Here is a 21,924-nt window from a genome sequence, read left to right on the forward strand (position 1 = left end):
GGGCTGTCCCTTCCCATGCCGCCTGCCACGCCATAAAAGGCGCCAGACACCCCGGCAGGAAGGCACCGCGATGCATGAACCGACGATCACACCCGACCTGATCGCCGCGCACGGGCTGAAGCCCGACGAATACGACCGCATCCTGGACATCATCGGCCGCGAGCCGACCTTTACCGAGCTTGGCATCTTTTCGGCCATGTGGAACGAGCATTGTTCCTACAAGTCGTCCAAGAAATGGCTGCGCACCCTGCCGACGACCGGCCCGCAGGTGATCTGCGGTCCGGGCGAAAACGCGGGCGTGGTGGACATCGGGGACGGGCAGGCCGTGGTGTTCAAGATGGAAAGCCACAACCACCCCAGCTACATCGAACCGCATCAGGGCGCCGCGACCGGCGTGGGCGGCATCCTGCGCGACGTGTTCACCATGGGCGCGCGGCCCATCGCCGCGATGGATGCGTTGTCCTTTGGCCGTCCCGAACATCCCAAGACCGCGCATCTGGTCAAGGGCGTGGTGGAAGGCATCGGCGCCTATGGCAACGCCTTCGGCGTGCCGAACGTCGGCGGAGAGGTGCGTTTCCACCGCAGCTATGACGGCAACTGCCTGGTCAATGCCTTTGCGGCGGGCCTGGCCGATGCGGACAAGATCTTCTATTCGGCCGCGTCGGGCATCGGGATGCCGGTGGTCTATCTGGGCGCCAAGACCGGCCGCGACGGCGTGGGCGGCGCGACCATGGCATCGGCCGAGTTCGACGACACGATCGAGGACAAGCGCCCCACGGTTCAGGTCGGCGATCCCTTTACCGAGAAATGCCTGCTGGAAGCCTGCCTTGAACTGATGCAGACGGACAGCGTCATTTCCATTCAGGACATGGGCGCGGCGGGGCTGACCTGTTCGGCGGTCGAGATGGGCGACAAGGGCGGACTGGGCATCAAGCTGATCCTGGACGCCGTGCCGCAGCGCGAGACGAACATGACGGCCTATGAGATGATGCTGTCGGAATCGCAGGAACGGATGCTGATGGTCCTCAAGCCCGAGAAGGAAGCCGAGGCCCGCGCCATCTTCGAGAAATGGGATCTGGATTTCGCCATCGTGGGCGAGACCATCGCCGAGGACCGCTTCCTGATCCTGCACGGCAACGCGGTCAAGGCCGACCTGCCGCTGTCCAAGCTGTCCTCATCCGCGCCGGAATACGACCGGCCTTGGGTGGAAGCACCCGCCGCCGGTCCCGCGCCCGACCTGCCCGCGATCACGCCGATCCAGGCGCTGCGGGCGCTGATCGGATCGCCGTCCTATGCCCACAAGGGTTGGGTCTGGGAACAATACGACACCCAGGTCGGCGCCGACACCATCCGCCGCCCTGGCATGGACGCGGGCGTGGTGCGCGTCCACGGCACGAACAAGGCGCTGGCCTTCACCAGCGACGTGACGCCGCGCTATGTCAAGGCGAACCCCTTCGAGGGCGGCAAGCAGGCCGTGGCCGAAGCCTATCGCAACCTGTCCGCCGTGGGCGCGCGACCGCTGGCCACGACCGACAACCTGAACTTCGGCAACCCCGAAAAGCCCGAGATCATGGGGCAGCTGGTGGGCGCCATCAAGGGCATCGGCGAGGCTTGCGCCGCGCTGGATTTCCCGATCGTGTCGGGGAACGTGTCGTTGTATAACGAAACCGACGGCAAGGGTATCCTGCCCACCCCCACCATCGGCGGCGTGGGCCTGATCGACGATCTGTCGGACCTGATCGCTGGCCTTCCGGATGACGGTGACGTGGCGATTGTCATCGGCGAAACGCGGGGCCATCTGGGCCAGTCGGCGCTGGCCGCCGAGGCCTTCGGGATCGAGGAGGGCGACGCGCCCCCGGTCGATCTGGCGGCGGAACGCAAGCATGGCGAATTTTTGCGCGCCAACCGCGCCCATGTGGTCTCTGCGACCGACCTGTCCGACGGCGGGCTGGCCCTGGCCGCGTTCGAGATGGCCGAGGCCGCGGGCATCGGCGTGCGTCTGGACAGCGGCGACCTCGCGCGGTTGTTCGGAGAGGATCAGGCCCGCTATCTGGTCGCCTGTTCGCCCGACGGCGCGGCGGCGCTGCTGGCGGCCGCTGACGCTGCGGACGTGCCGGCCGCGCAGGTCGGCACCTTTGGCGGCATGGCCGTGCAGATGGGCGATGACGCAGGCGATCTGGCGGAATTGTCGGACCTCTATCGCAACGCCTTTGCGCGGGCGATCCGGGGCGACATGCCGGATCACGCATGACGCTCCGCGCGCCCTCGGGCTATGCCGCCATCATCACCGCCGCCGGCCGCGGCAGCCGCGCGGGCGGGGGCGAGCCGAAGCAGTGGCGCGCCCTGTCCGGCCGCAGCGTGCTGGCGCGGTCGCTGGAGGCCTTTGCGGGCTTCGACCGCGTGGTGCTGGTCGTCCATCCCGACGACATGGCGCGCGCCATCCATGATTTCGTGGGTGGAATCACCATCGTGACCGGGGGCGAAACCCGCGCGGCCAGCGTCAGGGCGGGACTTCAGGCGCTGGACGGGCAGGCGACCCATGTGCTGATCCACGACGGCGCGCGCCCTCTGGTCAGCGATGCGGTGATCGGGGGCGTCATCGACGCGTTGCAGGCTGGCGCCCATGCGGCGGCCCCGGCCTTGCCCATCACTGATGCGCTGTGGCGGGGCGAAGACGGCACCGTGGCCGGCACCGCCCCGCGCGACGGTCTTTACCGCGCGCAGACGCCGCAGGGTTTTTCCCTGGACCAGATATCCCTTGCGCATCGCCTGAATCCCGAAAACGCCGCCGACGATGTGGAACTGGCGTTGAAGGCCGGAATCCCGGTTGCGATCACGCCGGGGTCCGAGGACAATCTGAAGATCACCTTTCCCGCCGATTTCGCGCGGGCCGAACGCATCCTGGGGATCGCGATGGATATTCGCCTTGGCAACGGCTATGACGTCCACGCCTTCGGACCGGGCGATCACGTCTGGCTGTGCGGCGTGCAGGTGGCCCATGACGCGGGCCTGGTGGGCCATTCCGATGCCGATGTCGGAATGCATGCGCTGACCGACGCGATCTATGGCGCCCTGGCCGAGGGCGACATCGGCCGCCACTTTCCGCCCAGCGATCCCCAATGGAAGGGCGCCGACAGCGCGATCTTCCTGCGCCATGCCGCCGGCCTGGCCCGCGAACGCGGCTTCACCGTGGGCAATGCCGACGTCACCCTAATCTGCGAAGCCCCCAGGATCGGTCCCCATGCCGCCGCCATGCAGGCCCGCCTGGCCGAGATCATGGACGTGGATCCGGCCCGCATCAGCGTCAAGGCCACCACCTCGGAACGGCTGGGCTTTACCGGGCGGCGCGAGGGAATCGCGGCCATCGCCACCGCCGCTCTGATGGGGGCGTGAGGATGGACCGCCTTCTGGCCACCTGGTTCTATGCCGGACTGCTGCGCCCCGGCCCCGGCACCTGGGGATCGGCCGTTGCGGTCGCGATGGGGGTGCTTTTGCACCGCGCCGGGCATTTTCCCCTGTTGGCCCTGGCGACCGGACTGGTCATCCTGCTGGGGTTCTGGGTCGTGCCGCGCTATACCGCCGGGATGACCGACCCCGACCGCAGCGAGATCGTCATCGACGAGGTGGCGGGACAATGGCTGGCGCTGATGGCGCCGTCGTTCGGGTTCTGGTCCGCGGGCCTTCCGGCCGACAGCTTTCCCTATCCGGGCTGGGTCGCGGCCTTTCTGTTCTTCCGGCTGTTCGACATCTGGAAACCATGGCTGGTCGGCCGCGCCGACCGCCGGCACGACACGGCGGGGGTGATGCTGGACGATCTGTGGGCGGGGATCTTTGCCGCGCTGGCGACGATGGCGGCGGCGGCCGTCGCCCATGGGGTGCTGATGTGACGCTGGCCGCCGAAGTCCTGGACGCCGCCCGCGCGCGGGGCGTGATGATCGCCACCGCCGAAAGCTGCACCGGCGGGCTGATCGCGGGCGCCCTGACCGAAGTGGCGGGATCGTCCGATGCCGTGGACCGGGGCTTTGTCACCTATTCCAACGCCGCCAAGCAGCAGATGCTGGGGGTCCGGCCGGACACGCTGGTTGCCCATGGCGCGGTCAGCGAACAGGTCGCCGCCGAAATGGCATCGGGCGCCCTGCGCCATTCGGGCGCCGGAATCGCCGTCGCCGTCACCGGGATCGCCGGACCCGGCGGGTCGGAACACAAGCCCGAAGGACGGGTTTGCTTTGGCATCGCGCAACCCTTTGGCACCCGGACCGAAACGGTCGAATTCGGCGCGATCGGGCGGCACCAGGTCCGCGCGGCGACGGTGGACCATGCGCTGCGGATGCTGCTGGACGGCCTGAGCGGCTGGCAACGCCCGCAAGGTTAACGGCCGCTTAACCGGACCGGCGCACCCTTTCGGCCTGATCTTGCAAGCTGGGGGTGCCATGCCAAGCGTTGAGGAAATCGCAGCGCAGATTGTCGCGCGCGAAGGCGGTTACGTGAACGACCCCGACGATCCGGGCGGGGCCACGAATTACGGCGTGACCATCGGGACGATGAAGACCCTGGGTCTGGATCTGAACAAGGACGGGCGCATCGACGCCGAGGACGTCAAGGCGCTGACCCGCGCACAGGCCCAGCAGATCTTCGTCGAACACTACTTTCGCCGTCCCCGGCTGTCCGACCTGCCCGATGCGGTCCAGGCCAGCGTTTTCGACATGTATGTGAACGCCGGCGGCAACGCGGTGAAGATCCTGCAACGGCTGGTCGCGCGCATGGGATTTGCGGCCAGTGCCGATGGCGTCGTCGGACCCCAGACCATCGCGGCGGCGCGCGATGCGGCCGCCGCCGCCCCGGCCCATCTGGCCGATGCCTATGGAATCGCCCGTCGCAACTATTACTATTCCCTGGCCGATCAGCGTCCCGCCAGCCGCAAATACGCCCGCACCAGGGCGGGCGGCAAGGGAGGCTGGATCACGCGGGCCGAGGAGTTCGTCAGTCCCCGCTATCACCTGACCGAGGCCGAGCATCGCGAAAGGACCGCCAAATGGGCATGATCGACCGCTTCATCGGCCTGGGCCAGGGCGTCACCGCCCTGGGCAGCGCCGCGACCGGCGTGGCCGAAGTGTTCACCCAGAACGCCACCCGGCGCATGGAACTGGACGAGGAAGCCTATGCCCGCGCCATCAACGAATTCGGGCAGGAATTCCAGGCCAGCCGGGGCGGACTCTTCGACGGCTTCGTGAACGGCCTCAACCGGCTTCCGCGTCCGCTTCTGGCGCTGGGGACAATGGGATTGTTCGTCTATGCCATGGTGGAGCCGCAGGGGTTCGGTCTGCGGATGGTGGGCTTGCAGCAGGTGCCCGAGCCTTTGTGGTGGCTGCTGGGCGCCATCGTCGGCTTTTATTTCGGCGCACGAGAAGCGCATTACTTTCGCGGCCGCGTGTGGCCCAGCCAAAAGGCCACCGTCACCACCACGCAGCAGGTCGCAGCCACGACCGCGGTGCGTCCGGATGACGATTTCGCCGACAACGCCGCGTTGCGCGACTGGGTGACGACCCTGCGCGGCTAGGCCGCCGTCTGGCGACACGCAAAACTGAACGCTGGATCGAAAGGGGGGCTTTCCCCCCCTTTTTCATGGCCCTATGCTTGCCGGGCATCAAGGGATCTTTGCCATGACAGCAGAATTCGGCCATTTCGCCCTGATCCTCGCCTTTGCGGTGGCGCTGTATCAGATGGTGGTGCCCCTGATCGGCGCCTCGAAAGGCTGGGGGGGCTGGATGGACAGCGCCCGACCGGCCGCCGTGGCGCAGTTCCTGCTGACCGGCCTGTCCTTTGCATGCCTGACGGTGGCCTTTGTCACGTCCGATTTCTCGTTGAAGCTGGTTTACGAGAATTCGCACACGGCCAAGCCGATGATCTACAAGATCAGCGGGGTCTGGGGGAACCACGAAGGATCCATGCTGCTGTGGGTTCTGATCCTGTCGCTGTTCGGTGCCGCCGCGGCCGTGTTCGGAACCAACCTGCCGCCCGCGCTGCGGGCGCGGGTTCTGGCGGTGCAGGCGTCGATCGGGGCGGCGTTCTATGCCTTTATCATCTTTACCTCGAACCCGTTCCTGCGGCTGGCCAGCCCGCCTTTTGACGGGCGCGACCTGAATCCGCTGTTGCAGGATCCCGGTTTGGCCTTTCATCCGCCCTTCCTGTATCTGGGCTATGTCGGCCTTTCGATGGCCTTCAGCTTTGCCGTCGCCGCCCTGATCGAGGGGCGCGTGGACGCGGCCTGGGCACGATGGGTGCGGCCCTGGACGCTGGCCGCCTGGATGTTCCTGACCTTCGGCATCGCCCTGGGCTCGTGGTGGGCCTATTACGAGCTGGGCTGGGGCGGCTTCTGGTTCTGGGATCCGGTCGAAAACGCCAGCTTCATGCCTTGGCTCCTGGCCGCCGCCCTCCTGCATTCGGCCATCGTGGTCGAAAAGCGCGAGACGCTGAAAAGCTGGACGATCCTGCTGGCGATCATGGCGTTTGGCTTTTCGATGATCGGCACATTCATCGTGCGGTCCGGCGTCCTGACATCCGTGCACAGCTTTGCCAGCGATCCGGCCCGAGGCGTCTTCATCCTGGGCATCCTGACGGTGTTCACCGGCGGCGCGCTGACGCTGTATGCCGTGCGCGCGCCGCAGATGACGGCCAAGGGCGTCTTCGCCCCCGTCTCGCGCGAGGGAGCCCTGATCCTGAACAACGTCCTGCTGGCGGTCGCGGCCTTTGTGGTCTTCATCGGCACGATGTGGCCCCTCGTGGCCGAGATGCTGTGGGGCCGCAAGCTGTCGGTCGGACCTCCGTTCTTCAACAAGGCCTTTACGCCCTTCATGATCGCTCTGGCCCTGGCCCTGCCGCTGGGGGCGATCCTGCCGTGGAAGCGGGGGTTGCTGGGCCGGTCCTTGCAGCCGTTGCGCGGGGCCTTGCTGCTGGCGGGGTCGGTGATGGCGCTGGTGTTCGCGGTCTCGACCGGCCGTTCGGCGATCGCGGTGATCGGCGCGGGCCTGGGCGCATGGATCGTCTTTGGCGCGGTGGCCGAACTGATCCACCGCACCGGGCAATCGGGGTGGTCGCGCTTGCTGCGTCTGCCCCGCGCCGACTGGGGAAAGGCCACCGCCCATGCGGGCCTTGGCGTCACCTTTATCGGCATCAGTCTGCTGACCGCCTGGCAGGTCGAGGATATCCGCGTGGCCCAGGTCGGCCAAACCTTCCGGGTGGCCGATTACGACATCACCCTGGCCAGCGTCGACGAGGTCCAGGGGCCGAACTACATCTCGACCACGGCGACCATGCAGGTCGCCCGCGATGGCCGTCCTGTCGCGACCCTGCAACCCGAAAAGCGCGTCTATCCCGTCCAGGCCATGCCCACCACCGAAGCCGCGATCGACAACGGCTTTTTCCGGGACATCTATCTGGTGATCGGCGATGCGCAGAAAGACGGGGGATGGGCCGTGCGCACCTATGTCAAGCCCTTTGCCAACTGGATCTGGGCCGGCACGATCCTGATGGCGCTTGGCGGGATCATCAGCCTTTCCGACCGGCGCTATCGCGTGGCGGCGGGGGTGCGGCGCGTATCCCCCGCGGCGGTCCCCGCGGAATGAGGCAGGTTCTTCTGCTGCTGGCGTTTCTGCTGCCGTTTGCGGCGCTTGCCGTGCAGCCGGACGAAATGCTGCCCGATCCGGCGGCCGAGGCGCGCGCGCGGGCCATTTCGCAATTGTTGCGCTGCCCGGTCTGCCAGGGCGAAACCATCGATGAATCGAACGCCCCCATCAGCCGCGACCTGCGCCTGTATGTGCGCGAACGCATCGTGGCGGGCGACAGTGACGACCAGGTGATCGATGCGGTGGTCGACCGTTTCGGCGAATTCGTGCTGTTCCAGCCGACCGCCCAGGGCACCAACCTGGTTCTGTGGATGGCGGGACCGGTCATGGCGGTGCTGGCCCTGTTGCTGGCCTGGCGTTTCCTGCGCATCCGCGCGGCCGCCCGTCCCGAAACGACGGTTGCGCTGGACCAGGAAGAAAGCGACCGGCTGGAGCAGATCATGCGCGACTGACGCGGGGTCGCGCTTTCCCGTGCCGGCATTTCGGTCATGATGCCTTGGAAAAGGGGGACCGCCATGACCTATGAAACCATCCAGTTCGCCAGGGACGGGGGTGTGGCCACGCTGACCCTGAACCGTCCGCAGGTGATGAACGCGCTGAGCAGCCGGATGCGGGCCGAGATTTGCGACGCCGTGTCCACCCTTTCTGGCGACGTGCGTTGCCTGGTCATCACCGGGGCGGGGCGGGGCTTCTGTTCGGGCCAGGATCTGACCGACCGGGCGGCGGCGGCCGATCTGGAAGGCACGCTGCGCGACGAATACGAACCCATGCTGCGGGCGATCCGGGCCTGCCGCGCGCCGGTGATCGCGGCGGTCAACGGGGTCGCGGCGGGGGCGGGGGCGAACCTTGCCCTGGCCGCCGACGTGGTGATCGCCGCCGAAAGCGCGACGTTCATCCAGGCCTTCGCGCGCATCGGGCTGGTCCCCGACGCAGGCGGGACGTTCATCATCCCGCGCGCCGTTGGCGCCGCCCGCGCCATGGGCATGATGCTGTTCGCCGAACCCGTGACCGCGCGACAGGCCGCCGACTGGGGCCTGATCTGGGACGTCTTGCCCGACGAGGCTTTCACCGACGGCGTCGCCGCCCGAGCGCGCCGTCTGGCCGAGGGACCGACCGCCGCCTATCGCGCCATCCGCGAGGCGGTCGAGGCCTCCTTTGGCAACAGTCTTGACGCGCAGCTCGCGCTCGAGGCGCGGTTGCAGGGCCAGGCGGGACGCAGCGCCGATTTCGTCGAGGGCGTGACCGCATTCCTGGAAAAGCGTCCGGCGCGATTCAGCGGCCAGTGATTACGTTAACTGCGCGAAACGCGGCGCGTGGCCCAGGTTGTCGAAGAACGGCACCGTGTCGGGCACCGGCAGGGGCGCGTCGTGGGGCAGATCCGCGATCAGGTCCGCCAGCTCGGCCAGCACGACTTCGGTGATAAAGGGCAGATCCAGGGCACGGGCCTGCGCCACGGGCACCCAGTGCAGGTGCGAAAGCTCGTCGCAGGCGCGGCTGAAATCGTCCGGGTCGGTGGCCAGACAGGCCGCGTCGGCGGCAAAGAAACGCGCGTCGAAGCGGCGCGGGCGGCCCGGCGGCGTGATCGCCCGGAACAGATAGACAAGCGCCGAGGCGTCGGGGGCAAGCCCCGCTTCGGCAAAGCCGGGCAGGGCACATCGACCGGGACGGCCGATCAACTGGCCGGTTTCCTCGGCCAGTTCGCGCAGCGCCGCTGCGGCAATGGCGTCGGGATCAGGCGCTGTTCCGGGCCGCGGCTGCTGGGCCAGGCGGCGGCGATGCGGCTGGGCCAAGGGTGCAGCCAAGAAAACCGATGCGTCGGCGGCATCGACCGCGCCGCCCGGAAAGACGTATTTCGACGGCATGAAGGCCGCCCCGGCGCCGCGCATCCCCATCAGGACCGACACCTCGGCCCTGCGCCTGCGCAACAGGATAACCGTCGCCGCATCCCGGATGGGCGTGGCGTCCGGGCCGGTCACGATGCCAGGGACGGCGCGGTGCCAAAGCCGTGCATCCGCCGCGCCCATTGCAGACCGACGAAGGCGCCCTTGATGCGCGGCAGCAGCAAGAGCGACAGGACGACGGCGCCCAGGCCAAAGGTCCAGATCATTGTCATCGCCGACGGTCGCCAGGCGACATAGCAGGCCAGCAGCAGCGGCGCGCCCAGATGCGATACCAGCAGGATCGTCAAATAGGCCGGTCCGTCATCGGCCCGCTGGTGGTGCAGCGCCTCGTTGCAGGCGGGACAATGATCGGCCACCTTCAGAAAGGACCGAAACAGCCGGCCTTCGCCGCAGGCGGGGCAGCGGCCTATGGTGGCGCGCAGCATGGCCTGACCGGTCGGGCGTTCGACAGGGTTGCCATAGGCGGGGTCATGGGACATGGCATCTCCGACAGCGCATGAGGGGCGTTGGTGACGCCAATCTAGGGGCTGCGGGGGGCGGTTGCCAGACCTGTCTCGCCCGGCGCCGCCGCAGGATTGTCGCACCCCCCCTTAGTGGGCGGGCTGCATGGGCGCTATCAGAACCTGGTTCCGGCCCAGCGACTTTGCCGCGATCATGGCGCGGTCGGCACGTTCAAGGGCTATTTCGGCCAGGACATCGGGACGGCTGATGTAAAAGGGCGCCTGTTCCAGTGCCACGCCGACCGACAGCGTGACCTGCACCTGTCCCCCGCCGGACACGCGCGGCAGCAGGGTCGGACGGGTTTCGACAGCGCGGCGGATGTCCTGGGCGATGCGATGGGCTTCGGTTTCGGTGGTGTCGGCCAGGACGACCAGGAACTCCTCTCCTCCCAGGCGGGCGGTCATGCCGCGCCCTGCGACCACGCTTTCCACCCGGCGCGCGACATCGCACAGCACGGCGTCGCCCGCCGCATGGCCGAAATTGTCGTTGATGGTTTTGAAGCGGTCCAGATCCAGTGCCATCACCGCAAAGCCGGACTGCTGGCGCATGGCGCCGCGCGCGATCTCGACCAGTTGCGGCACGGCATAGCGGCGGTTGTAAAGGCCAGTCAGCGGATCGGTCATGGCCCAAGCCATGTTGCGCTTGACCTCCTCGCGACGGCTGTCGGCGCGGCGCTTGCGGTCCAGCTGGTTGCGCAGGGCCAGGGCTGCGATTTCGGCGTTGTTTTCCCCGGCCGGATCCAGGGGAAGAACCTCTCCTGCGCCCAGGTCCAGGGCAATGGCGCACAGTTCCTCGCGCTCGGGCGCGACCAGGACGGCAAAGCCCGCCTCTTTCGATCCATTGCGGGACCGCAGTTCCGACAGCAGCCGCAGCCCGTCGCCCTTGCGGTCGATGTCGGCGGCGATGATGTAGAGGTCCGCGCCGTCCCCCTGGGCTGCCGCGCTGAGCGTCTCGTCAGGGCTGGAAATGGCGAATCGGCAGTTCAGGCGCGGTTGCAGGATATGGCGCCAGCGTTGCGCCCGCGCGGGTTGGTCGGCCACCAGAACCACATTGCCCGACGGGGCGGGCGCAAAGCCCCCGGCGGCCTCGGCCATGGCGAATTGCGGGGCATCGGTTTCGGAATCGCGCAGCAGGCCGCGCACCCGTGCCAGCAGCATCTGCTCCTCGACCCGCGGATCCAGAACCGCCGAGGCCCCCGCCTCCAGCGCATCGACCCGACGCTGGCCGTCGGCCAGGGCCAGAACGGGCGTGCGGGGCCGTTCCACCGACACCATGCGAAAGAAATCGGCCAGCGGCAGTTCCGTGAACCCCATGCCCAGCAGGATCAGGTCCGGGTGGCCCAGCCGCAGTTGCGACAGCAGTTCGTTCACGGTCGCGGCGGCCAGCACGTCATAGCATGCCCCCGAAAGCCTGACCTTAAGGCTGATCCGGCTTGTCGCGCTGCTTTCCGCAATGAGGATACGCGCAGTCATGATAACGCCCCCCGTTCCGGCGACCTTTCGTCAAAATGACATTGATTCCTTAATAAAGAGTTTCCAGACAAAGGGCTTGCGAACTCCAACCAAAGGCCTGCGATGACATATACGCGAGAATCCGCCCAAGAGCTTGCGACCGCCGTTCTGCTGCATCTGGCGGAACGGCCCGACCTGATCCAAGACTTTCTGGGCCAGACTGGGCTGGATGCCGGTGCTCTGCGCAAGGTCGCCACCAGCCCCGACATCGCGCTGCATGTCCTCGACTATGTGCTGGAGGACGACCGGCGCGTCCTGGACGCCGCCCGCGACGTGCAGGTCGCGCCCGGCGATCTGATGCAGGCCCGGACGGCGCTGGCCGGTCCGGGAAGCTATGGCTGGGAGGTTTGACTTTGCGATTTCTTCACCTTTTGCCCTTACGCAGGGCGGCGGAGGTGACGCATGGACGATCTTGTCAGCCGCGCAATCGAAAAATTCCTGCGCGAGGAACCGACCCTGGGCTGGGTCGAGGCGGGCTTGCTGCCGCCCGGCCAGATGCTGCACGAGGCTGCCTTGCGGTCCGGCAAGCCCTTCGACGAACTTGTCGAGGATCTGGGCGCCTGGATGGTCCGCCAGGATGAAATCTGGCGTCTGTTGCGGTTTTGCGGGCAGGACTTCCTGGATTTCCTGCTGCGGCTTGACGAACTTCCCGAACGGATCCGGCTGATCTCGGATGATGTGAACCTGCCCCAGATCGCCTTGTCCCGCAGCCACGACGGCCTGCTGTGGGTCACGGTGTCGGATGGGCCGCCAGGATGGACCGCGTTTCTCAGCGGGCTTTTGCGGGCCATGGCCGACGATTACGGCGCGCTGTGCGTCATCACGCGGACCGCGGACGGCATCTGCATCGACGTGCCCGATTCGGCCTTTGCCGAGGCGCGAACCTTTCGCCTGTCGCCACGGGCCAGCCTCGGATGACCCATGCCCTGACCCTGCCGCAGGCGGCGCTGGATCTGCTGATGCCCATGCATCTTTGCCTGGGCGACGACGGAACGATCCATTTTGCCGGCCCCACGATGCGCAAGCTGATGCCCGCCGGCGCCCAGGTGATCGAGGACATCTTCGTCGAGGCCAAGGGCGTCGAAACCGGCTGCGTGATGTCGTTCGTCCGTGCCGCCCATCCCGCGCAGCGCCTGTCCCTGCGCCTGCGCCACCATCGGCAACTGTTGCTGCGGGGCCATGCCGTGGCCCCCGGATTCGGAGGTTTGCTGCTGAATTTCGGCTTCGGCGTTTCGCTGTCGGACGCGGTCGCGGTTTTCGGCCTGACAGAGGGGGATTTCGCGCCCGCGGAACTGGCGCTGGAACTGATGTTCCTGCAAGAGGCGAACCGCGCCATCCAGGGCGAACTGGCGCGCTTTAACCGTCACCTGATGCTGGCCCGGCAGGACGCCGAACGCGAGGCGCATACCGATTCCCTGACCGGGCTTTTGAACCGCAGGGGGCTGATGGCGGCGATGCGCAATGCCCTGGACCCCCGCACCCCGCAGGCCTTTGCGTTGGCCCATCTGGATCTGGACAACTTCAAGGGCGTCAACGACCGGTTGGGCCACGCGGCCGGGGACAGGTTGCTGTGCGACGTAGCCCAGGTTCTGGGCCGCGTCACCCGCAGCCGGGATCACGTCGCGCGGATCGGCGGCGACGAATTCGTCCTGGTCCTGGGCGGGTCATGGTCCTGCCAGGCGTTGATGGCGATCGGGACGCGGATCGTGCAGGGGATCGAACACACCTCGCCCGGCGGCTGCGCCGTCTCGGCCAGCGTTGGCGTGGTGCTGTCGGCAGGCTATGGGCCGGACGACATCGACCAGATGCTGAACGATGCCGACGTGGTGCTGTATCAATCCAAGCGCGCGGGCAAGGGCCGTGTCACCGTGGCGCCGCTGCCCGACGGCGGACTGCTCAGGCCGCTTGCAGCGCCGCGATGATCGCGCCGAAATCCGCAGCCTTGAGGCTTGCCCCGCCGACCAGGGCGCCATCCACATCGGAAAGGGCAAAGATCTGGGCCGCGTTGCCGGGCTTGACGCTGCCGCCGTACAGCAACCGGACCTGCGCGGCATCGCCGATCCTGCCGCCCAGCCGTTCGCGCATCAGGGCATGAACCTCGGCGATCTGGTCAAGGGTGGGCGTCCGCCCCGTGCCGATGGCCCAGACCGGCTCATAGGCGATGACGGTATTGGCCGCCGTCGCACCCTCGGGAATCGATCCGTCAAGCTGCGAGGCGATGACGGCCAGCGTTTGATCCGCATCGCGCTGCGTCTCGGTTTCGCCGACGCAGATGATCGCGATCAGGCCCGCGGCATGGGCGGCTGCGGCCTTGGCCGCGACAACCGCATCGGTTTCCCCATGGTCGGCGCGGCGTTCGGAATGGCCCAGGATGACATGGCTGGCCCCGGCGTCCTTCAACTGAACGGCCGAAATGTCGCCGGTATGCGCCCCTGCCAGGTCCGCATGACAGTCTTGCCCGCCCAGCGCCACCCGCGCGCCGCCCGCCCGTTCCTTCATCGGATGCAGCAGCACCGCCGGGGGACAGACCAGCACCTCGCAGGATGGCGCGGGATGGGCCGCGATCAAGGCATCGATCTCGGCCAGCGATGCCAGATCGCCGTTCATCTTCCAGTTTCCAGCAGCCAGTTTGCGCGGTGCCATGCCGTCCTCCGTTGATTTGACAACGGCTTAAGCGACCGGGCAGGGCCTTCGCAACGGTGAAAGCGCCGATGGGCGCATCAGCCGCCCGTGCGGGTTCCTTCCAGAGGCTCGAACCGAACCGATTCGCCGCAGCCGCAGGCATCGGTCACGTTGGGATTGCGGAACCGGAACCCGGATTCCAGCAAGCCGTCCTCGAAATCGATCTCGGTCCCGAACAGGAACATCTGCGCCTTGGGGGCAATGACCACGCGGGCCGCGCCCTGTTCCACGATCTCCTCGTTCGGTTCGGCCGCCTGGACCAGGTCCATGGTGTATTCCATGCCCGCGCAGCCGCCCTTCTTCAGCCCGATCCGCAGGCCAAAGGCGTTTTTTCCCGTCATCAACCGGGCGATCTGCTGTTCGGCCGCCGAGGTGATCGTGACCGGGACCGATCCGGGAATGGCAAACATGACGCAATCCTTCTGTTGCCCTGCCAAGATAGCCATGCGCCGCGCGGCCATCAAGGCGCAGGCCCTTTGGCTTGGATCAAATATCCCACAGGGGGTCCGGGGGACGTGAAGTCCCCTGGCGACCGCCGCCGAAAGGCGGCCTACATGAAGCCCAGCTCCAGCCGCGCCTCGTCGGACATCATGTCCATGCCCCATTGCGGCTGAAAGGTCATTTCCACATCGACCTGCTTCACGCCGGGGATCGCCTCGACCGCATCCGCGACCCAGCCGGGCATTTCGCCCGCGACGGGACAGCCCGGCGCGGTCAGCGTCATGACGATGCGCACCTCGTCCTGCGAATTGACGGCGATGGTGTAGATCAGCCCCAGATCGAAGATATTGACCGGGATTTCCGGGTCATAGACAGTCTTGCATGCCTCGACGATGCTGTCGTACATCGGATGGTCGGTGGATGATGGCGCGATCAACGGGGCGCCTTCCTGCAAGTCGGTCATGGCATGTTCCTGTCAGGTGCATCCCGATATATAGGCGCATCCCCCCATCAGGTCCAGTGACCGGGCCGCATTGCGAAGCCCGTCCGCAGCGGCTAGACACGCGCGGTTCCAGCGACAGGTGGCCCCATGAGCACGCGTTTCCGATTCACCCTTGGCGCCACCGACGGCCGCGCCCGCACCGGCACCATCCACACGCCGCGCGGGACCATCCGCACCCCCGCCTTCATGCCCGTGGGCACCGCCGCCACGGTCAAGGCGATGCTGCCGGAATCGGTGCGCGCCACCGGGGCCGACATCCTGCTGGGCAACACCTATCACCTGATGCTGCGACCCGGCGCCGAACGCATCGCGCGGCTGGGGGGGCTGCACCGCTTCATGAACTGGGACCGGCCGATCCTGACCGATTCCGGTGGTTTCCAGGTGATGTCGCTGGCCGCCCTGCGCAAGCTGACCGAGGATGGCGTGACCTTTTCGTCCCATATCGACGGGTCGAAACACATGCTGTCCCCCGAAACCAGCATGGAGATCCAGCGCCTGCTGGGCAGCGACATCGTGATGTGCTTTGACGAATGCCCGGCGCTGCCCGCGACCCCGGACGACGTGGCCAAATCCATGCGCCTGTCGATGCGCTGGGCGCAGCGGTCGCGTGACGCCTTCGGCGACCGGCCGGGACACGCGCTGTTCGGCATCATGCAAGGGGGCGTCACCCCCGAACTGCGCCAGGAATCGGCAAGCGCCCTGACCGCCATCGGATTCGACGGCTATGCCATCGGCGGCCTTGCCGTGGGCGAGGGGCAGGAGGCGATGTTCGGTGTCCTGGACTATGCCCCCGGTTTCCTGCCGGCCGACAAGCCGCGCTATCTGATGGGCGTGGGCAAGCCCGACGACATCGTGGGCGCGGTGCAGCGCGGCATCGACATGATGGATTGCGTGCTGCCCTCGCGGTCGGGCCGCACCGGGCAGGCCTGGACCCGGCGCGGACAGGTCAACGTCAAGAACGCCCGCCACGCCGACGATCCCCGCCCGCTGGACGAAGACTGCACCTGCCCCGCCTGCACCGGTTATTCCCGCGCATATCTGCACCATGTCTTCCGCGCGGGCGAGATGATTTCGGGGATGCTGCTGACCTGGCACAACCTGCATTACTTTCAGGAACTGATGGCCGGGCTGCGCGGTGCCATAACCGAAGGGCGGCTGGACGATTTCGTCGCCGATTTCCATGCGTCGCGGGCGGGGGGCGACATTCCGCCGCTGTGACCTGTCAGGCATCCTGACCAAAAACGCTTTCCAAAGGCACGACTTGCCCCTATCCGTTGCGGATTGGCGGACGAACCGCCGGGCATGAAAGACCCCCATGAGCGACGACATCACCACCATCACCCGGACCGACGACCTTGCGCTGTTCTGCGAGACCGCCAAATCCGCCCCCTATGTCACCGTCGATACGGAATTCCTGCGCGAACGGACCTATTGGTCCAAGCTGTGCCTGATTCAGCTTGCCCTGCCCCCCGCATCCACCCCCAAGGATCAGGGCGGAGAGGCCGTGCTGGTCGATCCCCTGGCCGAAGGGCTGTCGCTGGAGCCGCTTTACGACCTGTTCCGCCACGGGGGCACCGTCAAGGTCTTTCACGCCGCCCGCCAGGATCTGGAAATTTTCTTTCACGACGCCGGTCTGTTCCCCCAGCCGCTGTTCGACACCCAGGTCGCCGCGATGGTCTGCGGTTTCGGCGAACAGGTTGGCTATGAAACCCTGGTGCGGCGGATCGCGCGGGCCAACCTGGACAAGTCGTCGCGGTTCACCGATTGGTCGCGCCGCCCCCTGTCGGACGCGCAGGCGGCCTATGCCCTGGCCGATGTCACCCATCTGCGGGTGATTTATGAATTCCTGTCGGCCGAACTGCGCAAGAACAACCGCGAAAGCTGGCTGGCCGAGGAGATCGCGGTCCTTGAGGATCCCGAAACCTATATCACCCGCCCCGAGGAAGCCTGGCTCAAGGTGCGCACCCGCACCAATTCGCCCCGCTTCCTGGCGATCCTGCGCGAGCTGGCGCGGTTCCGCGAAGCCTATGCCCAGGACCGCGACATTCCCCGGTCGCGCGTCTACAAGGACGATGCGATGATCGAGGTCGCCTCGACCAAGCCGCTGACCGAAGCCGACCTGTCCCGGTCCCGCCTGCTGCTGCGCGAAGCCCGCAAGGGAGAAATCGCGAACGGGATCCTGGCGGCAGTCAAGGCGGGGATCGAAGCCAGGGATCTGCCCCAGCCCAGGGACGAGGAGCCGGGCCGGCCGGGCAATGCCGCGCTGTCGGATCTGCTGCGGGTGCTGCTCAAGGCCAAGGCCGATGCCTCGGGCGTGGCGCCCAAGCTGATCGCGTCGTCCGCGGAACTGGACGCCATCGCTCAGGGCGACCGCGACGTTCCCGCCCTGAAAGGCTGGCGGGCCGAGGTGTTCGGCCAGGACGCCCTGCGCCTTGCGGGCGGGGAAATCGCCCTGTCCGCCAAGGGCGGCATGGTGCGCGTCGTGCCGGTGGGCTGACCGGGATGCCCGCGCCGCTGACCTTGACCCGTCCGTGGCCCGAAGACGTCCCTGACATCGCCGATGCCCTGTCGGACTGGAACGTGACCCAATGGCTGACCGCCGTGCCCTGGCCTTATCGCCAGACGGACGCGGCCGCCTTTGTCGCCGGGGCGGGGCTTGACGAACACGCCATCCGGCAGGGCGGCCGCCTTGTCGGCATGGTGCGGGCGTCGGGCAGTTTCGGCATCTGGCTGGCCCCGGAAGCGCAGGGCAGGGGAATGGCCGAAAGGGCGGCGGTTCTTGCCCTGTCGCGCCGTTTCCATCGCGGCGCTACGGTGGTCGAGGCGAACCACCTGCACGGCAACCGCCGCTCTGCCGCGCTGCTGACGCGGCTTGGGTTTCGCCCGGTCGGCGACATGATGCTGTGGTCCCAGCCCCAGCGGCGGCATCTGCCCGCCGCGGCGCTGCGGCTGACGCGCGCCGATTTTGCAGCCCGTCATGGCATCGCCCTGGTGACAGACCGGCTGATGATCGAACCCTTTCGGCACGGGGATCTTCCCGACCTGCACCGCATCGCGACGATGCCCGATGTCGCGTCGAAGCTGCTGCTGTTTCATCCGGCGATGACCCCCGACCAGATGGCCCCGCTGTTTCTGTCCGACGGCCTGCTGCCGCCCATGCGGCTGACGGTGCGGCATCAGGGCGGGGTGGCGGGATCCATCGGCATCAGCGCGGGCGATCCCGCGCGGGTGTTCTATTTCCTGGACCCGGCCCTGTCGGGAAAGGGCCTGGGCGAGGAGATGGGCCGCGCCTTCCTGGCCGAGATCGTCGCCCGCTTCGATCCGCCCGAACTGCTGGCGGATGTGTTTCTGGACAACCAGCCGTCGCGGCGGCTGTTGAAGAACCTTGGTTTTCAACGCGAGGAAGACGGGATGCTGTCGTCGGCCGGTCGCAGCCAGCCCGCGCCCGCCGCCCTGTATCGCTGGCGCAAGCGGTCCCGGCCCTAGACGCTCAGGTCTTGCTGGCGCCGGTGGGCCGGGTCGCTTCGGGCAGCGGGATCACCCGGAACCGGGCACGTCGCGATTCCGGGCTGTCGGTCCTGGCTGGCGACGGTTCGCTGGCCGTCAGGGTCAAGGGCTTGACCGGCGCCGGATCCCGGCGCGACGCCCGCCGGTCGGCATCGAAGGCCGAGGCGGTCGGGGCGACCGTCTTGCCGCCGTCGATGATCGGCAGCACCTCGTCGCCGATCAGGTCGAACCGACGCGGCGCCACGCCGATCTGACCCTCGGCGATGATGCAGCCCAGGGCGCGGGTCACGTCGCCCAGGTCCGACGACAGGGGCAGCAGAAGCATCTGCGCGTTCAGTTCCGGCCGGGCGTAATCCGCGGGCGACCGCAGCGTCATCTGTGCCAGCTGGGGCGCGCGGAACACGGATTCCAGCACGTCCGACAAGCGGCCCCGCGAACTGGTGTTGGCCAGCGAACAGAAGGCCATGCCGCGAACCTCCATCCCCATCAGGTCGATCAGCTGCTGGCCCGCCAGACGGAACCGCGCCGCGCCGGGGGCGATGCGTTCCAGGATGAAGGCGTGGTCCAGGGCGCGGCGGATGCCCTGCGGCTGGACGTCGGACCGCGCCGGAACCCCCCGGCCGCGCCGCAGGCTGTCCCAATAGGCGCGCATGTCGGCCAGGATCCGGGCGGGCTGCATCGGGTTGAAGTCGGCCAGGTGCAAGACCTGCGCCTTTCGATCCGCCAGAGGCGAATGCGACGTGCCGTCGTTCTGACATTCCGACAAAGCCGTATCCTCGTCACCGATGCGCATCCCGATGACGCGGATGCACCATTTACGCCAAACACTCCAAGGTCATGATAAGCAAAGTTTCGGCCCCTGCCGAGTCGTTTTCCTAACGAATGATTAAGACTTTCATGCAAATGCCATGGAACCGTGCGCGAATGCCGGGGTCTTGACCGTCCGCCACCGCTGGTCCATCCCGCCGTTCAGGACACGAAGGACAATGCCCATGGACCGCACCGGCCTGCTCATCATCTTGTCATCGCCATCGGGGGCGGGCAAATCGACGCTGGCGCGGCGGCTGATGGACTGGGATCCGTCGCTGCGGTTTTCGGTGTCGGCCACCACGCGTCCGCCGCGACCGGGGGAAATTGACGGGCACCATTATTACTTTACCACCCCCGGCGCCTTCCGCCAGATGGCCGAACAGGGGCAGATGCTGGAACATGCCGAGGTGTTCGGACACCTGTACGGCAGCCCGCGCGTCCCGGTCGAGGCCGCGATGCGCGACGGGCGCGACACGCTGTTCGACGTGGACTGGCAGGGGGGCCAGCAGATCCGCGCATCCGCCCTGGGCGGTCACGTCGTGTCGATCTTCGTGCTGCCGCCATCGCTGCCCGAACTGGAACGGCGCCTGCGGGCGCGCGGACAGGACAGCGATGCCGTGATCGCCGGGCGGATGGAGAAAAGCCGTTCGGAAATCAGCCACTGGGCGGAATACGATTATGTCCTGGTCAACGACGACCTGGATCGGACCGAACGGGACTTGCGCGCCATCGTGACCGCCGAACGCCTGCGCCGCGACCGGCAGGGGGGGCTGGGCCGTTTCGTCAAGCATCTGATGGAGGAGCACGCGTGATCTGGGAACTGGATGGCATCGCCCCGCGCATCGCGGCGAATGCCTGGGTCGCGCCCGATGCGCAGGTGATCGGCGATGTCGCGCTGGAGGAGGAGGCCTCGGTCTGGTGGGGCGCCGTGCTGCGCGGCGACGGAGAAGGGATCCGCGTCGGCCGGGGCAGCAACATCCAGGATCTGTGCGTCCTGCACACCGATCCCGGCTGTCCCCTGACGGTCGGTGCGAACTGCACCGTCGGTCATCGCGCGATCCTGCATGGCTGCGCGATCGGTGACGGGGTGCTGGTCGGCATGGGCGCCACGATCCTGAACGGCGCCCGCATCGGCACGGGCGCCCTGATCGGGGCGGGCGCCCTGATCGCCGAAAACAAGGAAATCCCGCCCGGCGCCCTGGTCGTGGGCGCACCCGGCAAGGTGGTGCGGATGCTGGATCAGGCCGGACGGGACATGCTGCTGCAATCGGCGGCGCGCTATCGCGTCAATGCCGCCCGGTTCCGCGCCGGGCTGCGGCAGGCCGGCGGATGACCACCGTGCAACGCGTGGCATCCGACCTGCTGGACGGCGTGCCCGTACCGATGCTGGCGGTCGACGGGCGCGCGCGCACCATCGCCGCCAACGCCGCCGCTGCCGCGCTGTTCGGGGGGGATCTGCTGAACCGGCCCTTTGTCACCGTGCTGCGGCACCCGGCGGTCGTGACGGCGGTCGAATGGGTGCTGGACCCCGACCGCCATCCCGTGCCCCCCGCGGATCCTCTGCTGCCGGCTCCGTCCCCCGGCGTGGTCAGGCTGGGCGCGGTGATCGGCGCCGACGGGCGCGACATCACGGCCGAGATCACGGTGGCCCGGCTGCCGCTGGCCCTTGGCCGGGGCGCGACCATCGCCGTGCTCGACCGGTCCGAGGCCGAGGAGGCCGAACAGATGCGGCGCGATTTCGTGACCAATGTCAGCCACGAGCTGAAGACGCCATTGACCGCGATGATCGGTTTCATCGAAACCCTGCGCGGCCCCGCCCGCGACGACGCCAAGGCGCGGGACCGATTTCTGGACATCATGGAACGCGAGGCCGCGCGGATGAATCGGCTGGTCAGCGACCTGCTGTCGCTCGGCCGCGTCCAGGCCGAGGAACGACGCCGTCCCGCAGGCCAGGTCGATCTGCCGCTGCTGCTGCGCCGGGTGCTGGCGACCATGGACCAGGCGGCCCGGGCAGCGGGCGTGACGGTCGAAACCCGCGCGATTGATGGCAGCCAGCGGATCCCCGGCGATTCCGACCAGTTGGTGCAGGTGTTCCAGAACCTGATCGAGAACGCGATCAAGTATGGCGGGTCGGGCGGCCATCTGGGCGTCAGCCTGCGCCGCATCGACCACGAGCCGCTTCTGCGCGGTCCCGCCTGGGCCGTCGAGATCCGCGACAAGGGCGAAGGAATCGAGGGGATGCACCTGCCCCGCCTGACCGAGCGTTTCTATCGGGTGGACGCCCACCGGTCCCGCGCCCAAGGCGGCACCGGCCTGGGCCTTGCCATCGTCAAGCACATCGTGAACCGCCATCGGGGCCGCCTGCGCATCGACAGCGCGCGGGGCCAGGGCAGCGCCTTCACGGTGATCCTGCCCGAGGGGGCGGGCCGAGGGTGAGGGCTTTTGCC

25 protein-coding genes are annotated in these 21,924 nt (G+C 67.7%); 18 read left to right on the plus strand and 7 right to left on the minus strand.

What is annotated here, in order from left to right; all coding sequences use genetic code 11:
* Positions 1-70: 70 nt before the first annotated feature.
* The 9 genes from purL (at position 71) to CHB77_RS02120 (ending at position 8,908) form a co-directional block, all read left to right on the plus strand.
* Positions 71-2,251 carry a phosphoribosylformylglycinamidine synthase subunit PurL gene (purL, locus tag CHB77_RS02080; RefSeq protein ID WP_089386506.1) on the plus strand — a complete coding sequence of 727 codons (2,181 nt, stop codon included), beginning with the start codon at positions 71-73 and terminating at the stop codon, positions 2,249-2,251.
* The gene (locus CHB77_RS02085) at positions 2,248-3,393 is read left to right on the plus strand and encodes a bifunctional 2-C-methyl-D-erythritol 4-phosphate cytidylyltransferase/2-C-methyl-D-erythritol 2,4-cyclodiphosphate synthase (RefSeq protein WP_089386507.1); all 1,146 of its coding nucleotides are present in this window, start codon (positions 2,248-2,250) and stop codon (positions 3,391-3,393) included. Before purL ends, CHB77_RS02085 begins: the two co-directional genes overlap by 4 nt.
* On the plus strand, positions 3,390-3,887 hold the full coding sequence (locus tag CHB77_RS02090; RefSeq protein ID WP_423212861.1) for a phosphatidylglycerophosphatase A family protein: 498 nt from the start codon (positions 3,390-3,392) through the stop codon (positions 3,885-3,887). The genes CHB77_RS02085 and CHB77_RS02090 overlap by 4 nt, the downstream gene beginning before the upstream one ends.
* Positions 3,884-4,372, plus strand: a complete 489-nt coding sequence (locus CHB77_RS02095; RefSeq protein ID WP_089386509.1) for a CinA family protein — start codon at positions 3,884-3,886, stop codon at positions 4,370-4,372. Before CHB77_RS02090 ends, CHB77_RS02095 begins: the two co-directional genes overlap by 4 nt.
* A gap of 58 nt (positions 4,373-4,430) precedes the next feature.
* On the plus strand, positions 4,431-5,042 hold the full coding sequence (locus CHB77_RS02100) for a holin-associated N-acetylmuramidase (protein WP_089386510.1): 612 nt from the start codon (positions 4,431-4,433) through the stop codon (positions 5,040-5,042).
* On the plus strand, positions 5,033-5,557 hold the full coding sequence (locus CHB77_RS02105) for a holin family protein (protein WP_089386511.1): 525 nt from the start codon (positions 5,033-5,035) through the stop codon (positions 5,555-5,557). The genes CHB77_RS02100 and CHB77_RS02105 overlap by 10 nt, the downstream gene beginning before the upstream one ends.
* A 103-nt stretch (positions 5,558-5,660) precedes the next feature.
* Positions 5,661-7,622: a heme lyase CcmF/NrfE family subunit gene (locus tag CHB77_RS02110; protein ID WP_089386708.1), complete on the plus strand. Its 1,962-nt coding sequence runs from the start codon at positions 5,661-5,663 to the stop codon at positions 7,620-7,622.
* Positions 7,619-8,074, plus strand: coding sequence for a cytochrome c-type biogenesis protein (locus CHB77_RS02115; RefSeq protein ID WP_089386512.1), 456 nt, complete (start codon positions 7,619-7,621; stop codon positions 8,072-8,074). Before CHB77_RS02110 ends, CHB77_RS02115 begins: the two co-directional genes overlap by 4 nt.
* 63 nt (positions 8,075-8,137) lie before the next feature.
* A complete protein-coding gene (locus CHB77_RS02120; protein WP_089386513.1) occupies positions 8,138-8,908 on the plus strand; it encodes an enoyl-CoA hydratase-related protein in 771 nt (256 codons plus the stop codon).
* Here CHB77_RS02120 and CHB77_RS02125 read toward each other — a convergent pair whose 3' ends face one another.
* From CHB77_RS02125 to CHB77_RS02135, 3 genes are all read right to left on the minus strand, one after another.
* Positions 8,909-9,646 carry an NUDIX hydrolase gene (locus tag CHB77_RS02125; protein WP_089386514.1) on the minus strand — a complete coding sequence of 246 codons (738 nt, stop codon included), beginning with the start codon at positions 9,644-9,646 and terminating at the stop codon, positions 8,909-8,911.
* Positions 9,595-10,002 (minus strand): DUF983 domain-containing protein, encoded by a 408-nt coding sequence (locus CHB77_RS02130; RefSeq protein WP_089386515.1) that lies wholly within the window; start codon positions 10,000-10,002, stop codon positions 9,595-9,597. The genes CHB77_RS02125 and CHB77_RS02130 overlap by 52 nt, the downstream gene beginning before the upstream one ends.
* A gap of 111 nt (positions 10,003-10,113) precedes the next feature.
* Positions 10,114-11,496: a diguanylate cyclase gene (locus CHB77_RS02135; RefSeq protein WP_089386516.1), complete on the minus strand. Its 1,383-nt coding sequence runs from the start codon at positions 11,494-11,496 to the stop codon at positions 10,114-10,116.
* 102 nt (positions 11,497-11,598) lie between these two features.
* On the opposite strand from CHB77_RS02135, the gene CHB77_RS02140 reads away from it, so the two are divergent.
* From CHB77_RS02140 to CHB77_RS02150, 3 genes are read left to right on the plus strand one after another with little or no spacing between them, the layout of a single operon-like run.
* Positions 11,599-11,886, plus strand: coding sequence for a DUF3572 family protein (locus CHB77_RS02140; RefSeq protein ID WP_089386517.1), 288 nt, complete (start codon positions 11,599-11,601; stop codon positions 11,884-11,886).
* 51 nt (positions 11,887-11,937) lie between these two features.
* Complete coding sequence (locus tag CHB77_RS02145; protein ID WP_089386518.1) at positions 11,938-12,453, plus strand: heme NO-binding domain-containing protein; 516 nt, start codon at positions 11,938-11,940, stop codon at positions 12,451-12,453.
* Positions 12,450-13,457 carry a GGDEF domain-containing protein gene (locus CHB77_RS02150; RefSeq protein WP_165456167.1) on the plus strand — a complete coding sequence of 336 codons (1,008 nt, stop codon included), beginning with the start codon at positions 12,450-12,452 and terminating at the stop codon, positions 13,455-13,457. Before CHB77_RS02145 ends, CHB77_RS02150 begins: the two co-directional genes overlap by 4 nt.
* On the opposite strand, the gene tpiA is transcribed toward CHB77_RS02150, so the two are convergent.
* The 3 genes from tpiA to CHB77_RS02165 all read right to left on the minus strand — a co-directional run bounded on the left by tpiA (position 13,432) and on the right by CHB77_RS02165 (position 15,121).
* The gene (tpiA, locus tag CHB77_RS02155) at positions 13,432-14,178 is read right to left on the minus strand and encodes a triose-phosphate isomerase (protein WP_089386520.1); all 747 of its coding nucleotides are present in this window, start codon (positions 14,176-14,178) and stop codon (positions 13,432-13,434) included. The genes CHB77_RS02150 and tpiA overlap by 26 nt on opposite strands.
* Positions 14,179-14,255: 77 nt before the next feature.
* Positions 14,256-14,627 (minus strand): HesB/IscA family protein, encoded by a 372-nt coding sequence (locus CHB77_RS02160; RefSeq protein WP_089386709.1) that lies wholly within the window; start codon positions 14,625-14,627, stop codon positions 14,256-14,258.
* A gap of 140 nt (positions 14,628-14,767) precedes the next feature.
* The gene (locus CHB77_RS02165; protein ID WP_089386521.1) at positions 14,768-15,121 is read right to left on the minus strand and encodes an SUF system Fe-S cluster assembly protein; all 354 of its coding nucleotides are present in this window, start codon (positions 15,119-15,121) and stop codon (positions 14,768-14,770) included.
* Between the two features lie 126 nt (positions 15,122-15,247).
* On the opposite strand from CHB77_RS02165, the gene tgt reads away from it, so the two are divergent.
* From tgt to CHB77_RS02180, 3 genes are all read left to right on the plus strand, one after another.
* Positions 15,248-16,378, plus strand: coding sequence for a tRNA guanosine(34) transglycosylase Tgt (gene tgt, locus CHB77_RS02170; protein ID WP_089386522.1), 1,131 nt, complete (start codon positions 15,248-15,250; stop codon positions 16,376-16,378).
* Positions 16,379-16,487: 109 nt separating this feature from the next.
* Complete coding sequence (rnd, locus tag CHB77_RS02175) at positions 16,488-17,657, plus strand: ribonuclease D (RefSeq protein ID WP_089386710.1); 1,170 nt, start codon at positions 16,488-16,490, stop codon at positions 17,655-17,657.
* 5 nt (positions 17,658-17,662) lie between these two features.
* Positions 17,663-18,646: a GNAT family N-acetyltransferase gene (locus tag CHB77_RS02180; RefSeq protein ID WP_089386523.1), complete on the plus strand. Its 984-nt coding sequence runs from the start codon at positions 17,663-17,665 to the stop codon at positions 18,644-18,646.
* A 4-nt stretch (positions 18,647-18,650) separates the two neighbouring features.
* Here CHB77_RS02180 and CHB77_RS02185 read toward each other — a convergent pair whose 3' ends face one another.
* Positions 18,651-19,433 carry a PAS domain-containing protein gene (locus tag CHB77_RS02185; protein WP_242626488.1) on the minus strand — a complete coding sequence of 261 codons (783 nt, stop codon included), beginning with the start codon at positions 19,431-19,433 and terminating at the stop codon, positions 18,651-18,653.
* Between the two features lie 226 nt (positions 19,434-19,659).
* Between CHB77_RS02185 and gmk the strand changes: the two genes are divergently transcribed.
* Genes gmk through CHB77_RS02200 form a run of 3 tightly spaced genes read left to right on the plus strand, consistent with a single transcriptional unit; the run spans position 19,660 to position 21,913 of the window.
* Entirely contained in the window at positions 19,660-20,289 is a 630-nt protein-coding gene (gene gmk / locus CHB77_RS02190) for a guanylate kinase (RefSeq protein WP_165456166.1), read from the plus strand.
* Positions 20,286-20,810, plus strand: a complete 525-nt coding sequence (locus CHB77_RS02195) for a gamma carbonic anhydrase family protein (RefSeq protein WP_089386526.1) — start codon at positions 20,286-20,288, stop codon at positions 20,808-20,810. Before gmk ends, CHB77_RS02195 begins: the two co-directional genes overlap by 4 nt.
* Entirely contained in the window at positions 20,807-21,913 is a 1,107-nt protein-coding gene (locus CHB77_RS02200; RefSeq protein ID WP_089386527.1) for a sensor histidine kinase, read from the plus strand. The genes CHB77_RS02195 and CHB77_RS02200 overlap by 4 nt, the downstream gene beginning before the upstream one ends.
* The last annotated feature ends 11 nt before the right edge of the window (positions 21,914-21,924 follow it).

This window comes from Paracoccus sediminis (genome assembly GCF_900188295.1).
Lineage (GTDB): Bacteria > Pseudomonadota > Alphaproteobacteria > Rhodobacterales > Rhodobacteraceae > Paracoccus > Paracoccus sediminis.